Consider the following 13,763-nt stretch of genomic DNA (forward strand, 5'->3'; position numbering starts at 1 on the left):
AGAAGATGGGGCGGTAGGCCCGGGGCGCGGCCGGAGCCTTGCCCCGACGCGGTCCCTTCCCTACCGTCCGCGCAATCCACATCGGTGACCCATGAAAATCGGCATCCTGCAGACCGGCCTCCTGCCCGACACCCTGATCTCGGCACATGGCGACTATCCCGACCTCTACGCGCGGCTCCTCGACGGGCACGGCTTCGAGTTCGAGGCGTGGCGCGTGGTCGAGGGCGCCTTTCCGGACGGCCCCGAGGCGGCGGAGGGCTGGCTCATCACCGGCTCGCGCCACGGCGCCTACGAGGACCACCCCTGGATCCCGCCGCTCGAGGCGCTGATCCGCGACATCGTCGCGGCGGAGCGTCCGCTGGTGGGCGTCTGCTTCGGCCACCAGATCATCGCCCAGGCGCTCGGCGGCCGGGTCGAGAAGTTCCCGGCCGGCTGGTCGGTCGGGCCGCAGGTCTACGACTTTCCCGAGGGTCCGCTTGCGGTGACGGCCTGGCACCAGGACCAGGTGACAGCCGCGCCCGAGGGGGCCGAGGTGGTGGCCTCGAGCGACTTCTGCGCCAACGCCGCGCTGCTCTATGCGGGCCGCGCCTATTCGGTGCAGCCGCATCCCGAGTTCACCGACGCCTTCACGCGCGACCTGATCGACAGCCGCGGCCGCGGCACGGTGCCCGACGCGCTGCTCGACGCGGCGCGCGCGCGGCTCGGCCAGTCCACGGGCGCGGCCGCCGTGGGCGACCAGCTTGCCCGTTTCCTCAAGACCCGGAGCCTCGCATGAGCGACTGGACCGAAGAGCTGCCCGATGCCGCCCGCGCCTATCTCGAGGGACGACGGCTCGACGAGGTGGAGTGCATCATCGCCGACCTGCCGGGCATCGCGCGCGGCAAGGCGGTGCCCGCGTCCAAGTTCGCGCGGCAGAAATATTTCCACCTGCCCGACTCGATCTTCTACCAGACCATCACCGGCGACTGGGGCGAGGCCGCGGACGAGGCCGAGGGCTTCATCGAGCGCGACATGATCCTGCGGCCCGACATGGGCACCGCCACCGCGGCGCCCTGGACCGGCGACTGGACGCTGCAGGTGATCCACGACGCCTACGACCGCAAGGACCGCCCGATCGCCTGCGCGCCGCGCAACGTGCTGAAGCGGGTGGTCGAGCTCTACCACCGGCAGGGCTGGCAGCCGGTGGTGGCGCCAGAGATGGAATTCTACCTCGTCGCGCGCAACACCGATCCCGCCAAGGACATCGCGCCGATGATGGGGCGGACAGGCCGGCCGGCCGCCGCGCGTCAGGCCTATTCCATGACCGCCGTGGACGAGTTCGGGCCGGTGATCGACGACATCTACGACTTCGCCGAGGCGCAGGGATTCGAGATCGACGGCATCACGCAGGAAGGCGGCGCGGGGCAGCTCGAGATCAACCTGCGCCACGGCGACCCCGTCAGGCTTGCCGACGAGGTGTTCTACTTCAAGCGGCTCATCCGCGAGGCGGCGCTCAGGCACGACTGCTTTGCCACCTTCATGGCGAAGCCCATCGCCGACGAGCCGGGATCGGCCATGCACGTGCACCATTCGGTCAACGACATGGAGACCGGGCGGTCGATCTTCTCGGGGCCGCAGGGCGGCGAGACCGACGCCTTCTTCCACTTCATCGGCGGCCTGCAGACGCACCTGCCCTCGGCCATCGCGGTGCTCGCCCCCTACGTGAACTCCTACCGGCGCTACGTGCGCGACCACGCGGCGCCCATCAACCTCGAATGGGCACGCGACAACCGCACCACCGGCATCCGCATCCCGCTGTCCGGCCCCGAGAGCCGGCGGGTCGAGAACCGCCTGGCGGGCATGGACTGCAATCCCTATCTCGGGATCGCGGCCTCGCTTGCCTGCGGCTATCTCGGCCTCATGGAGGAGCGCTGGCCGTCCAAGCAGTTCAAGGGCGATGCCTACGAGGGCGAGGGCGACATCCCCCGCGTCCAGGGCCAGGCGCTCGACCTCTTCGATGCGGCCAAGGCGCTGCACGGCGTGCTGGGCGAGGAGTTCGCGCGCGTCTATTCCATCGTGAAGCGCGCCGAATACGAGGAGTTCCTGCAGGTGATCAGCCCGTGGGAACGCGAGCACCTGCTGCTCAACGTCTGAGCCGAAGGCCGCACCGGGACAGGCGAAGGCTCTGCCCTCGCCTGTCCCGGGATAATTCCACCAAGAAGAAGCAGGGGGCGCAAGTGGACCTTCTCTTTTCCAACGACCGGCGGGGGGAATACCCGCCGAGCTGGTATGCCGAGACGGCCGAGGCGCTGCCGCCCTTCCCGCCCCTCGACGGCGACGCGCGCGCGGATGTCTGCGTGGTGGGCGCGGGCTATACCGGGCTCTCGGCGGCGCTGCACCTCGTCGAGGCGGGGTTCGACGTGGTCCTGGTCGAGGCGCACCGGGTGGGCTTCGGCGCGTCGGGACGCAATGGCGGGCAGCTCGGCTCCGGCCAGCGGCAGGACCAGCTCGCACTCGAGAAGATGGTGGGGGCGGACGCGGCCGACCGGCTCTGGGACCTGGCGGAGGATGCCAAGCGGCTGGTGAAGGACCTGGTCGCGCGCCACGGGATCGACTGCCACCTGACGCCCGGCGTGGCCTGGACGGCGTCGGATGCCGCCTCGGTGCGCGGACTGCACCGCTACGCCGCGCATCTGGCGGACCGCTACGGCTACACCGCCTGCGAGGTGCACGACCGCGACAGCTGGCGTGCGATCTGCCCCTCGCCGGATTATTGCGGCGGGATCGTCGACACCGACGCCGCGCACCTGCACCCGCTTCGGCTCGCGCTCGGGCTCGCCCGCGCGGCGGCGGGCGCGGGTGCGCGCATCCACGAGGGCACGCACGTGACCCGCGTGGTGCCCGGGACGCGGCCGCGCGTCGAGACCGACCGCGGCACCGTCACCGCCGACCACGTGATCCTCGCCGCGAACGGCTACCTGGGCAGCCTCGATGCCGGTGTGGCGGCGCGGGTCATGCCCATCAACAACTTCATCGTGGCGACGGAACCCCTGGGCGAGCGCCGGGCCGAGGTGCTGACCCGCGACATCGCGGTGGCCGACGCGCGCTTCGTCGTGAACTACTTCCGCATGAGCCACGACGGACGCCTGCTGTTCGGCGGCGGCGAGAGCTACGGCTACCGTTTCCCCGACATCCGGCGGACGGTGCGCGCGCCGCTCCTCAAGGTGTTCCCGACGCTGAAGGACGTGCGGCTCGACTATGCCTGGGGCGGAACCCTCGCCATCACCATGAAGCGGCTGCCCTATCTCGGGCGCCCGGCGCAGGGAGTGCTGTCGGCCTCGGGCTATTCGGGCCACGGGGTGGGCACCGCCGTCCATGCCGGGCGGCTGATGGCGGAGGCGCTCCGCGGCGACGCCTCGGGCTTCGACACGCTGGCCGCAGTGCCGGCGCCGGCCTTTCCCGGCGGCACGACGCTGCGCGCGCCGCTCCTCGCGCTCGCCATGAGCTGGTTCGCCCTGCGCGACCGGCTCGGGCTCTGAGCGCGGACGCCCCGCCTGACGCAGCGGCGCCACGCCCGGGTTGCGGCCCGATGTCGCCCGGTCCGTTAGGACTTGGCGCATCGCGCGGCCCGCTTTAAGACGTTCGGAGGATTTTCACGAGGACGCGGACATGACCCTGATCCCCGACATGCACGAGGCCGAGCCCATCCCGGCGGCCGCGCGTGCCGAGATCGAGCGCCTGATGCTGTCGGGCGACCTGTTCCGCTACACGTCGGAGGCGGCGAGCCCGGTGGCGCTCCTCGAACAGGAATTCGCCGACCTGCTGGGCGCGCGCTACGCGCTCGCGGTCTCGAGCTGTTCGGCCGCGCTGTTCCTGTCGATGAAGGCGCTCGGGCTGCCGCGCGACGCGCGGGTCATGATCCCGGCCTTCACCTTCGCGGCGGTGCCGTCCTCCGTGCTGCACGCGGAATGCCGGCCGGTGCTCTGCGAGGTGGGCGAGGATTACCGCATCGACCTCGACGATTTCGCGGCCAAGCTGCCGGGCGTCGATGCCGTCCTCATCAGCCACATGCGCGGCCACACCTCGGACATGGACCGCATCATGGCGCTCTGCGATGCCGCCGGCGTCCCGGTGATCGAGGACGCCGCCCATTCGCTGGGGACGACCTGGGGCGGGCGCACCATCGGCACGATCGGGCGCATCGGCTGCTTCAGCTTCCAGAGCTACAAGCTCGTGAATGCCGGCGAGGGCGGGCTTCTCGTCACCGACGACGCGGACCTCATGGCGCGCGCGGTCATCATGTCGGGCGCCTACGAGCACAACTGGAAGAAGCACCCGGTCCTGCACGAGGCCTTCGCGCGCTGGCAGAACCGGCTGCCGCTCTACAACACGCGGCTGTCGAACCTGTCCGCCGCGGTCATCCGGCCGCAGCTGCCGCTGATCCCCGAGCGGGTGGCCCGCGGCCGGCGCAACCACGACCACGTGGCGGCACGGCTCGCGGCCTCGCCGTGGCTGCGGGTGCCCGAAAAGCTCGGGCCCGAGCAGCGCGCGCCGGACTCGCTCCAGTTCAACCTTGTGGGCATGTCGGACGAGGAGGTCACGGCCTTCGCCGCCGCGTCCGAGGCGAGCGGCGTCAAGGTGCAGGTCTTCGGCATGAGCCGCGACAATGCCCGGGCCTTCTGGAACTGGACGTTCATTCCCGACCTGCCCGAGCTGCCACAGACCCGCGCCATGCTCATGCGCGCCTGCGACACCCGCCTGCCCGCGCGGCTGTCGCTGCAGGACTGCGACGCCGTCGCCGACGTGCTGATCGCCGCCGCGGATCTGGTGATGGGACAGGTGCGCGCCTACGGGACCTGAGCGGTCCCGCGTGCGCTACTTGTTCATGCGCGCGAGCTTGCGCTGCAGCTCTGCGAGCTGGCGCTTGATCTCGTCGAGATCCTCACCCTCTTCGCGTTCGTCCTTGGGTCCGCTCGGCCAGCCCGCGTTGCCGCCGGTCATCGCCTTGAGGAAGGCCTCCTGCTGCGCCTGCATGGCCTCGAATCCGGGCATCTTCACCATCGGGTTGATCGAGCTCATGTTCTCGACCCATTTCGACTGGCTGTCGCGGAACATCTCGAAGCTCGCAGCGAGGAATTGCGGCACGACCGAGGTCGCCTGCGTGGTGTAGCTGCGCACGAGGTCGGTCAGAACGTTGATCGGCAGCACGCTCTCGCCGCGACTTTCGTGCTCGGCCACGATCTGCAGGAGGTATTGCCGCGTCAGGTCGTCGCCGGACTTCAGGTCGACGATCTTGACGTCGCGCCCCTCCCGGATGAAGCCCGCGATGTCCTCGAGCGTGACGTAGTCGCTGGTTTCCGTGTTGTAGAGCCGGCGGCTCGCGTAACGCTTTATGAGAAGCGGCTTTTCGGCGTCGGACACGGTCGGACTCCCATCGACAGAGCAGGTGCAGAAAACCTTAGGCCAGCCCTTGCCGCACCTGCAAGGAATTCGTGCATCCCGCGCTGCCGATGCAAAAAAAGGCGCGCCGCCGGGGCGGTGCGCCTGTGCAAGCGGGGCGGTGCGCGGGCGATCCCGGGGGACCGCACCGCGCGCCCTTATGCGCGTTTACTTGGACGCAGCGTCCGCAGCGGCAGCCGGTGCGGCGGCCGCGGCGCTTGCCGCGCGCTTCGTCGCGGTCGCGGCCTTCTTCGGTGCGGCCTCGGCGGCATCGGTCCAGGTCTTGCCAGCCGACATCAGAGCCTCGACCGTCGCGAGCTGCGCCGATTTCGCGACTTCGGCAAACTGCATGAACCGCTCGGACGCGGCCTCGGTCTGCGCGGTGGCGAAGCGGCTCATCGCCTCGACATAGGCGGCCGGGTCCGATTTCGCGCGGGTCAGCTCGGCGGTGTCGGCGAGCGTCTGCTTGGTCCACTGGGCGCTCAGCTCGGTGCTGCGGCCGGCGGCGTCGACGACGATGTTCGTCAGCGTCTCGTTCAGCTCGGCGCCGTGCTTGAAGCCGTTCTCGAACGCGTCGGCCTTGACCGGAAATGCGTTCATGGCGTCCTGGATCATCGTTTCGAAGTTCTGCGTCTGCTTGACCATGATCGGTCTCCTTTCAGTGCGTCTGCGGCGGTGTGCTGGCGGGTGCCCCCGCGTCATCCACCACCGATATGGGCCTTGGCGCGAGTCGTTTCAAGGAATTTTTGCTGCGTTGCAGCATAATTTTTATCATTTAAATTCAGCTTGTTGTAATACATAGACGCAGCGTGAGCGTGTTCGCGCCGCCCGAAATGCCGCGCTCGCACAGCAACCTTTCCGGGTGCCCGGGCACAAAAAAGGCGGGCTCTTACGAGCCCGCCAGAGAATCGCGCCACGAATGGGAGGAGGTGTGGCGCAATCTGTCGTCAGGTCACTTCGCGGTGGCCGCGGCGGTGGCCTTCTTGGCGTTGGCGGTCATGTCCGTCGTCGCCTTCTTCATCGCGGCGGCGGCGTCCTCGGTCATGTCCTTGCCGGCAGCCATCATCAGCTCGACGGTATCCATCTGGACCTTCTTCGCGATCTCGGCATAGGCCGCCATGTGCTCGGCGGTCATCTCGGCCTGCGCCGACGCGAAATCGGTCATCGCCTTCGCATAGTCGGCCGGCTCCGCCTTCGCCTTGGACATCTCGCTGAGCCGGGTCAGCGTGTCCTTGGTCCACTTGGCGGAAATCTCGGTCGACTTCTCCGCGGCTTCGAGAGCCACGCCCGACAGCTTCTCGTTGAGCGTCGCGGTGGTCTTGAAGGCATCTTCCATCGCGGCGGTATCCACCGGGAAGGCGCCCATCATGTCTTTCATCATCGATGCGAAGTCTTGCGTCTTGGCAGCCATGTCATTCACCCTTTGCTTCAGAGCGGCGGGCCCACCCCACCGGTTGTTCCTAAGCTGACGTGAATATGCCTGCTGCAGCGCAGCATTTCAAGCCCCGTTGCTGCGCCGCAGCAAAAAAGTGCTGACGCAGGGGAAAGCGGCTCAGCGGTTCGACCGCTGCGCCTTCACCTTGACGTATTCGCCGGGCGCCGGGCAGATCGGCGGGTGCTCCGCGCTGCCGGGCGCACGCGGCTCGACCCACTTGCCCGACCGCTTGGACAGCCAGCTTTCCCAGACCGGCCACCAGGACGTCTTGTGATAGGTCGCGCCCTCGAGCCATTCGTCGGCGCTGCCGGTGAGATCGTCGTTCACGTAGTGGCCGTACTTGTCCCGCGAGGGCGGATTGACGATCCCGGCGACGTGCCCCGATTCGGACATCAGGAACACGCGGTTGCGCGATCCGGTCCGCGACATGCCGCGGTAGCAGTCCTTCCACGCGGCGATGTGGTCGTTCTGGCAGGTCACCGCGAAGAGCGGCAGGTCGACGTCGCCGATCTGCAGCCTCTCGCCCATTAGGTCCACGCCCCCCTCGATGAAGGCGTTGTCCTGGCAGAGTTTGCGCAGGTACTGCACCGTCATGCGGCCCGGCAGGTTCGACCCGTCCCCGTTCCAGTAGAGCAGGTCGAAGGCGGGGGGCGTCTCGCCCATCATGTAGGACTTGATGGCGGGCCCGTAGACCAGGTCGTTCGAGCGCAGGAACGACATGGTCCGCCCCAGGATCCACGATTTCAGGATGCCGGAGCGCTCGACCTCCGCCTCGATCCCGTCGACGAAATCGTCCTGCAGGAACGGCGTGAACTCGCCCTGGTCCGAAAAGTCCGTCAGCGTCGTGAAGAAGGTCGCGGATTTCACCGACTTGTCGCCCCGGCGCTTCATCAGCGCGAGGGTCAGCGCCAGCGTGGTGCCCGCGATGCAGTAGCCGATCGCGTTCACCCGGTCCTGGCCGGTGACCTCGCGGGCCACGCGGATCGCCTCGAGGTAACCCTCCTCGATGTACTGGTCGAGGCCCACGTCGCGATAGGCGACGTCCGGATTGACCCAGCTGACCACGAACAGGGTGTAGCCCTGGTCGACCACCCAGCGGATGAAGCTGTTCGCGGGCTTGAGGTCGAGGATGTAGAACTTGTTGATCCACGGCGGGAAGAGGACGATCGGCGTCTCCTTCACCTTGTCCGTGGTGGGCGCGTACTGGATCAGCTCCATCATGCGGTTGCGGTAGACCACCTCGCCCTCGGCGGTGGCGATGTTCTCGCCGATCCGGAAGGCTTCCTCGTCCGCCAGCCGCACGACCAGCTCGCCGTTGTTGGCCTCGAGGTCGCTGATGAGGTTCTCGAGCCCCTTCACGAGGCTCTCGCCCTCGGTCTCGATCGCCTTCTCGAGCGCGTCCGGATTCGTCGAGAGGAAGTTCGTGGGCGCCATCATGTCGACGATCTGCCGCGTGAAGTACTTGAGCCGCCGCTTCTCCTTGGGCTCCATGTCCTCGATGTCGGCGACCGCCTGCTCGATCGCCTGCGAGTTGATCAGGTATTGCTGCTTGATGAAGTTGAAATAGGGATGGCTGTCCCAGAGCGGGTTGGCGAACCGGCGGTCCCGCGGACCCGGATCCTCGGGCGCCTGCAGCTTGCCCTTGGCCAGCGCCTGCTGTGCCTCGACGAAATGCGTGACCGATTTCGACCAGTACTCGATCTGGTGCTCCATCACCTTGGCGGGGTTCTGCATCCATTCCTGCCAGTACGCTGTCAGCGCCTTGGCATAGAGCTCCTGGCTCGGGCCGCTCAGGGACGGGTTCACCATCTTCTTCTGGGCCATGGCGCCGATCAGGCGCTGGGACAGTTCCTCGACCCGCTTGAGATTTGCTTTCAGCCTTTCGCTGTTGGCGTCTGCTGCTTTCATCTCAGTTGTCATCCGAGGCGTTCCCCCCTAAGATTCGCTGCTGTGCAGAAACGGTCGCCGGCCGCCGGACAAGCGAAGCGACCTCATGGCCCGGGCTCCGGTTCGGGGAAAGGAGCGGCAAACCATGCGCTACATGGCCACTTACGATTTGATGGAAACCATCCGCAACACGAACCAGTGGCTCGGCGCTACGGCGCGAACGATCGCATCCTACCCGCATTTCGCGCTGCTTCCGAACCCGATGATCCGCTGGATGGCGGCATGGGGCGAGGTGACGGAGCGCACGTTCGAACGCATGATCGCCAAGCCCGACTGGGGCATCGGCAGCTTCACCTGCGACGACGGACGCGATCACCTGGTCCATCCGCGCACCGTGGTGCAGCTTCCCTTCGGAGACCTGATCCATTTCGAGGTGGCCGGACGCGCCCCGCAGCCGCGCAAGATCCTGCTCGTGGCACCGATGTCGGGCCATTACGCGACGCTCCTCCGCTCGACCGTCAAATCCCTGATCGTCAATTGTGAAGTCTATGTCACCGACTGGAAGAATGCGAGGGACATTCCGGTCAGCGCGGGCAAGTTCGACGTCGAGGATTACACCCTCTATCTCGTTCACTTCATGAAGCATCTGGGCCCGGACACCCACGTGATCGCGGTCTGCCAGCCGGCGCCGCTGACACTCGCCGCGACCGCCTACCTCGCCGAGGAGGCGCCCGAGGCGCAGCCCCGGACGCTGACGCTCATCGGCGGGCCGATCGACCCCGACGCGACGCCGACCGACGTCACCGATTTCGGCCGGCGCGTCACCATGGGCCAGCTCGAGGAGACGATGTGCCAGCGCGTCGGCTTCAAGCATGCGGGCGTCGGGCGACGGGTCTATCCCGGCCTGCTGCAGCTCGCGTCCTTCATGTCGATGAACGCCGACCGCCATTCCTCCGCCTTCACCGAGCAGATCCTGCGCGTGGCACGGGGCGAGGCGTCGGATTACGACCCGCACAACAAGTTCTACGACGAGTACCTCGCCGTGATGGACATGCCGGCCGAGTTCTACCTCTCGACGGTCGAGCGCATATTCAAGAACCGCGAGATCGCGCGGAACGTCTTCTCCGTCGAGGGCAAGCGCGTGGACATCGGCAAGATCACCACCGTGGCGGTCAAGACGGTCGAGGGCGCCAACGACGACATCTCGGCGCCGGGCCAGTGCATCGCGGCGCTCGACCTCCTGACCGGCCTTCCGGCCGAGAAGAAGGCGAGCCACCTCGAGCCCGGCGCGGGCCATTACGGCATCTTCGCGGGCAAGAGCTGGCGCAACAACATCCGGCCGCTGGTGCTGGACTTCATCGGGCGCAATTCCGAGGGCCCCCTGCCCCGCAGCGGGCTGACCGTCGTCAACTGACGCCATGCGCGCGCCCGGTCCGGCGGGCGCGCGGCCATCCAGCCGACCTGAACCATCCCGTGCCATCGCGCCCCTCCCCTGGCGCGCGGCGGCGTCTCAGCGCTCGGCGGCAAAGACCATGTCGATCATGGCCTGGGTGCCGCGCGAGAACTCCAGCGGACAGGGATAGGGCGTCCCGTCGCGCACGCTGGAATTGAATGCCTCCACCTGCCGCACGTAGTGATTGTCCCGCGGGAAACGCTCTGTCGTCACGCGCTGTTCCGAATCCTGCAGGATCACCATCGCCTGGCCGTAGACCATGGGATTGAACGGTGCGGTCAGCCGCAGGATGCCGCGCTCGCCGTGGAACACCATCTCCTGATAGGGCGCCATGCGCATGGACGTGTAGCCGGTGAACAGGAACGACGGGAACCGCGCCGCCACGTGGGCGCGCACGTCGACGCCGTTCTCGCGCGCAATGTCGGCGAACAGAACCTCCTCGGGTTCTTCCCCGGTCACGAAGCGGGTGGAGCCGTAGGTGTAGACGCCGATGTCGGGAATGCCGCCGCCGCCCATCTCCGGCCGGTTGCGGATGTTGGACGCATCGGGGTTGTTGTAGCTGAAAGCCGCGTTCACCGCGACGAGCCGCCCGATCGCACCGTCCTCGTAGAGCGCCTTGGCGCGCTGCCATTGCGGGTGGTGCACGATCATGTAGGCCTCGGCCGCCAGCAGGCCGGTGCGGTTGCGCAGCGCGATCAGGTCGTCGAACTGCCCGGCCTCCATCGCGAGCGGCTTCTCGCAGAGAACATGCTTGCCCGCCTCCAGCGCCTTGCGGGTGTATTCCACGTGCAGGCTGTTCGGCAGCGGGATGTAGACCGCGTCGATGTCCTCGCTCGCCAGCAGCGCGTCGTAGTCGTTGAAAACCATGAGGCCGGGAGCGAAGTCGGCGAAGGGCGCAGCCTTTCCGGCGGTCGACGTGGCGAGCGCGGTCAGCGCGCCGCCCCGGGCGGCGTGGATCGCCGGACCCATCTGCGTCAGCGCGAAGTTTGCGGCGCCGAGGATGCCCCAGCGAACGTGATCGGCCATGGCGGCCCCCTTTCGATATCGAGTTCCGGGGGCATTCTTTCCGTCCGTCCGCCCGAGTGCAAAGCGAAAACGCCGGTCCCTCGCGGGACCGGCGTCTCGTGTCGTTCGGGGGTGTCGCGGATCAGGTCGTGGCCAGCATCCCCTGCTGGCGCGCGAGCTCCTGCATGCGCTTCTGCAGCTTCTCGAACGCGCGCACCTCGATCTGGCGGATGCGCTCGCGGCTCACGTCGTATTCGCCCGACAGGTCCTCCAGCGTCATCGGCTGGTCGGACAGCCGGCGCTTGGTCAGGATATCCTTCTCGCGGTCGTTCAGGACGTCCATCGCCTCGGCCAGGAGCGCCCGGCGCGCCTCGAGCTCGTCACGCGCCTCGTAGTCCTGCGCCTGGTTCGCGTCCTCGTCCTCGAGCCAGTCCTGCCACTGCATGGACCCCTCGCCTTCCTGTCCGACGGTCGCGTTCAGCGACGCGTCCGACCCGGCAAGGCGGCGGTTCATCGAGATCACCTCGTCATGGGTCACGCCGAGGTCGGTCGCGATCCGCTCCACCTGCTCGGGACGCAGGTCGCCTTCCTCGAGCGCACCGATGCGGCTCTTGGCCTTGCGCAGGTTGAAGAACAGCTTCTTCTGGGCCGATGTCGTGCCGAGCTTCACCAGGCTCCACGACCGCAGGATGTATTCCTGGATCGCGGCGCGGATCCACCACATCGCGTAGGTCGCCAGGCGGAACCCCTTCTCGGGATCGAACCGCTTGACCGCCTGCATCAGGCCCACGTTCGCCTCGGAGATCACCTCGGCCTGCGGCAGGCCGTAGCCGCGATAACCCATGGCGATCTTGGCCGCGAGCCGCAGGTGCGAGGTGACGAGCTGGTGCGCGGCCTCGGTGTCCTGGTCCTCGACCCAGCGCTTGGCCAGCATGTATTCCTGTTCCGGCTCGAGGAGCGGGAATTTCCGGATTTCCTGCAGGTAGCGGCTCAGGCCCGCTTCCGGGGACGGCGCGGGAAGATTGCCGTAATTGCTCATGACCATCCCTCCATAGTCGGGGCGCGTGGATGTTTACCACTTTAACATCCAGATGGGGTCGCGCGCCCGGGGTTTCAAGCGAGCGTCGCCCGCCTTCGGTTTACACGGATATAACGCATGCGCCCGTCGGGTGATCCCCGATTTCAGTGCTCTCAAGCACCCGTGCTGTGTGTTTCAGTGTGGACCCGAACCGGCGCGCAGCACGTCGATGAGCGTGCGCAGGTCCTCGGGCACATCCGCCTCGAAGCTCAGCGTCTCGCCGCTCGCCGGGTGCACGAAGCCGAGCCGCGCGGCATGCAGGGCCTGCCGGGGAAACCCGTCCGCCGCCGCGGCGCCCGCGGGCCCCAGCGCCTTGACGCTCGCCCGCCGACGCCCGCCATAAACCGGGTCGCCCAGCAGCGCGTGGCCGGCATGGGCCATGTGCACGCGGATCTGGTGGGTGCGCCCGGTCTCGAGCCGGCATTCGAGCAGGGCCGCCGCCGCCGGCACCCCGAAGCTTTCGAGCACCCGTGCCCGCGTCACCGCGTGCCGGCCCGCGCCGAAATAGACCGCCTGCTTCTGCCGGTCGGTGCGGTGCCGCGCGAGGCCGGTGGCCACGCGCACGACGCCGCCCGGTTCGACCGACACGCCGCGCAGGCCCCGCAGCCGCGGGTCGCCGCCATCCGGCATCCCGTGGCAGACGGCGAGATAGGCGCGGTCGACATCGTGCGCCTCGAACTGTGCCGCGAGCCCGTGATGCGCCCGGTCGGACTTGGCCACCACCAGCAGCCCGCTCGTATCCTTGTCGATCCGGTGCACGATGCCTGGCCGCAGGGCGCCGCCGACCCCCGACAGGTTGCCGTCGAAATGGTGCAGGAGCGCGTTGACCAGCGTGCCGTCCGGCGTGCCCGGCGCGGGGTGCACAACCATGCCCGCGGGCTTGTTCACGACGAGGAGGTCGTCGTCCTCGAACCGGATGTCGAGCGCGATGGGCTCCGGCTTCGTTTCGAGCGTGCGTGCCTCGGGCAGCTCGATCTCGATGGCATCGCCGGCCGCGACGGCGGCCTTGGCGTCGTCCAGCACGATGCCCGCGCGGCGCACCGCGCCCTCGGCGATCAGCCGGGCGAGCCGCGTGCGCGACAGGGCCGCCTGCTCTGGCACATCGCGCGCCAGCGCCTTATCAAGGCGCGGCGGCGGCGCATCCCCGATGACTACCCGAAGGACCTGCCTGGGCATGGACGACACTCCCGACCCGGCCCCACCGCCGGAACTGCGCTACCTGAAGACGCTCGTCACGGTACTGACGGCCGTCATGATCGTCGGCGTGATAACGGTGGCGACGCTGCTTGTCATCCGCCTGCGCGCGCCCGCGCCGCCCCTTCCCGAAGAGATCACCCTGCCCGACGGCGCCCGCGCCCTCGCCGTAACCCTGGGCGACGACTGGGTCGCCGTGGTGACCGACGGGGACGAGATCGTGATCTTCGACCGCCTGACCGGCGCGCTGCGCCAGCGCGTCCGCATCGATCAGGCCCCCTGACCGAACGACT

13 protein-coding genes are annotated in these 13,763 nt (G+C 68.1%); 6 read left to right on the top strand and 7 right to left on the bottom strand.

The genetic code is table 11. The features are described from left to right. Positions 1 to 91 precede the first annotated feature (91 nt). From RISW2_RS04095 to RISW2_RS04110, 4 genes are all read left to right on the top strand, one after another. Positions 92 to 775 (top strand): type 1 glutamine amidotransferase, encoded by a 684-nt coding sequence (locus RISW2_RS04095; protein WP_043767081.1) that lies wholly within the window; start codon positions 92 to 94, stop codon positions 773 to 775. Then, a complete protein-coding gene (locus tag RISW2_RS04100; protein WP_043767082.1) occupies positions 772 to 2,133 on the top strand; it encodes a glutamine synthetase family protein in 1,362 nt (453 codons plus the stop codon). Before RISW2_RS04095 ends, RISW2_RS04100 begins: the two co-directional genes overlap by 4 nt. An 83-nt stretch (positions 2,134 to 2,216) precedes the next feature. Continuing rightward, on the top strand, positions 2,217 to 3,518 hold the full coding sequence (locus RISW2_RS04105) for an NAD(P)/FAD-dependent oxidoreductase (RefSeq protein ID WP_043767084.1): 1,302 nt from the start codon (positions 2,217 to 2,219) through the stop codon (positions 3,516 to 3,518). Between the two features lie 130 nt (positions 3,519 to 3,648). After that, entirely contained in the window at positions 3,649 to 4,839 is a 1,191-nt protein-coding gene (locus tag RISW2_RS04110; protein WP_043767086.1) for a DegT/DnrJ/EryC1/StrS family aminotransferase, read from the top strand. A 15-nt stretch (positions 4,840 to 4,854) separates the two neighbouring features. On the opposite strand, the gene phaR is transcribed toward RISW2_RS04110, so the two are convergent. From phaR to phaC, 4 genes are all read right to left on the bottom strand, one after another. Next, positions 4,855 to 5,400 (bottom strand): polyhydroxyalkanoate synthesis repressor PhaR, encoded by a 546-nt coding sequence (phaR, locus tag RISW2_RS04115; RefSeq protein ID WP_043767087.1) that lies wholly within the window; start codon positions 5,398 to 5,400, stop codon positions 4,855 to 4,857. 186 nt (positions 5,401 to 5,586) lie between these two features. Further along, complete coding sequence (locus RISW2_RS04120) at positions 5,587 to 6,063, bottom strand: hypothetical protein (RefSeq protein ID WP_043767089.1); 477 nt, start codon at positions 6,061 to 6,063, stop codon at positions 5,587 to 5,589. A gap of 307 nt (positions 6,064 to 6,370) precedes the next feature. After that, complete coding sequence (locus RISW2_RS04125) at positions 6,371 to 6,829, bottom strand: hypothetical protein (RefSeq protein ID WP_043767091.1); 459 nt, start codon at positions 6,827 to 6,829, stop codon at positions 6,371 to 6,373. Positions 6,830 to 6,970: 141 nt separating this feature from the next. Next, a complete protein-coding gene (gene phaC, locus RISW2_RS04130) occupies positions 6,971 to 8,773 on the bottom strand; it encodes a class I poly(R)-hydroxyalkanoic acid synthase (RefSeq protein ID WP_043767092.1) in 1,803 nt (600 codons plus the stop codon). Positions 8,774 to 8,885: 112 nt separating this feature from the next. Here phaC and phaZ point away from each other — a divergent pair, with 112 nt between their 5' ends. After that, the gene (gene phaZ / locus RISW2_RS04135) at positions 8,886 to 10,154 is read left to right on the top strand and encodes a polyhydroxyalkanoate depolymerase (protein WP_043767094.1); all 1,269 of its coding nucleotides are present in this window, start codon (positions 8,886 to 8,888) and stop codon (positions 10,152 to 10,154) included. Between the two features lie 96 nt (positions 10,155 to 10,250). Here the strand turns inward: phaZ and RISW2_RS04140 are convergent, their stop codons facing one another. The 3 genes from RISW2_RS04140 to RISW2_RS04150 all read right to left on the bottom strand — a co-directional run bounded on the left by RISW2_RS04140 (position 10,251) and on the right by RISW2_RS04150 (position 13,452). After that, the gene (locus tag RISW2_RS04140) at positions 10,251 to 11,219 is read right to left on the bottom strand and encodes a Gfo/Idh/MocA family protein (protein ID WP_043767095.1); all 969 of its coding nucleotides are present in this window, start codon (positions 11,217 to 11,219) and stop codon (positions 10,251 to 10,253) included. A 121-nt stretch (positions 11,220 to 11,340) separates the two neighbouring features. Beyond that, positions 11,341 to 12,237, bottom strand: a complete 897-nt coding sequence (gene rpoH / locus RISW2_RS04145; RefSeq protein WP_043767097.1) for an RNA polymerase sigma factor RpoH — start codon at positions 12,235 to 12,237, stop codon at positions 11,341 to 11,343. Between the two features lie 174 nt (positions 12,238 to 12,411). Further along, on the bottom strand, positions 12,412 to 13,452 hold the full coding sequence (locus tag RISW2_RS04150) for an RluA family pseudouridine synthase (protein WP_043767099.1): 1,041 nt from the start codon (positions 13,450 to 13,452) through the stop codon (positions 12,412 to 12,414). On the opposite strand from RISW2_RS04150, the gene RISW2_RS04155 reads away from it, so the two are divergent. After that, a complete protein-coding gene (locus RISW2_RS04155) occupies positions 13,451 to 13,753 on the top strand; it encodes a DUF6476 family protein (RefSeq protein WP_043767102.1) in 303 nt (100 codons plus the stop codon). The genes RISW2_RS04150 and RISW2_RS04155 overlap by 2 nt on opposite strands. The last annotated feature ends 10 nt before the right edge of the window (positions 13,754 to 13,763 follow it).

Source organism: Roseivivax isoporae LMG 25204 (assembly GCF_000521865.1).
Classification (GTDB): Bacteria; Pseudomonadota; Alphaproteobacteria; order Rhodobacterales; family Rhodobacteraceae; genus Roseivivax; species Roseivivax isoporae.

Coding starts and splice junctions, on each gene's coding strand:
- RISW2_RS04100 (WP_043767082.1), top strand. CDS start 772: ATGAGCGACTGGACCGAAGAGCTGCCCGATGCCGCCCGCGCCTATCTC.
- RISW2_RS04095 (WP_043767081.1), top strand. CDS start 92: ATGAAAATCGGCATCCTGCAGACCGGCCTCCTGCCCGACACCCTGATC.
- phaZ (WP_043767094.1), top strand. CDS start 8,886: ATGCGCTACATGGCCACTTACGATTTGATGGAAACCATCCGCAACACG.
- phaC (WP_043767092.1), bottom strand. CDS start 8,773: ATGACAACTGAGATGAAAGCAGCAGACGCCAACAGCGAAAGGCTGAAA.
- RISW2_RS04155 (WP_043767102.1), top strand. CDS start 13,451: ATGGACGACACTCCCGACCCGGCCCCACCGCCGGAACTGCGCTACCTG.
- RISW2_RS04150 (WP_043767099.1), bottom strand. CDS start 13,452: ATGCCCAGGCAGGTCCTTCGGGTAGTCATCGGGGATGCGCCGCCGCCG.
- rpoH (WP_043767097.1), bottom strand. CDS start 12,237: ATGAGCAATTACGGCAATCTTCCCGCGCCGTCCCCGGAAGCGGGCCTG.
- RISW2_RS04120 (WP_043767089.1), bottom strand. CDS start 6,063: ATGGTCAAGCAGACGCAGAACTTCGAAACGATGATCCAGGACGCCATG.
- RISW2_RS04110 (WP_043767086.1), top strand. CDS start 3,649: ATGACCCTGATCCCCGACATGCACGAGGCCGAGCCCATCCCGGCGGCC.
- RISW2_RS04140 (WP_043767095.1), bottom strand. CDS start 11,219: ATGGCCGATCACGTTCGCTGGGGCATCCTCGGCGCCGCAAACTTCGCG.
- RISW2_RS04125 (WP_043767091.1), bottom strand. CDS start 6,829: ATGGCTGCCAAGACGCAAGACTTCGCATCGATGATGAAAGACATGATG.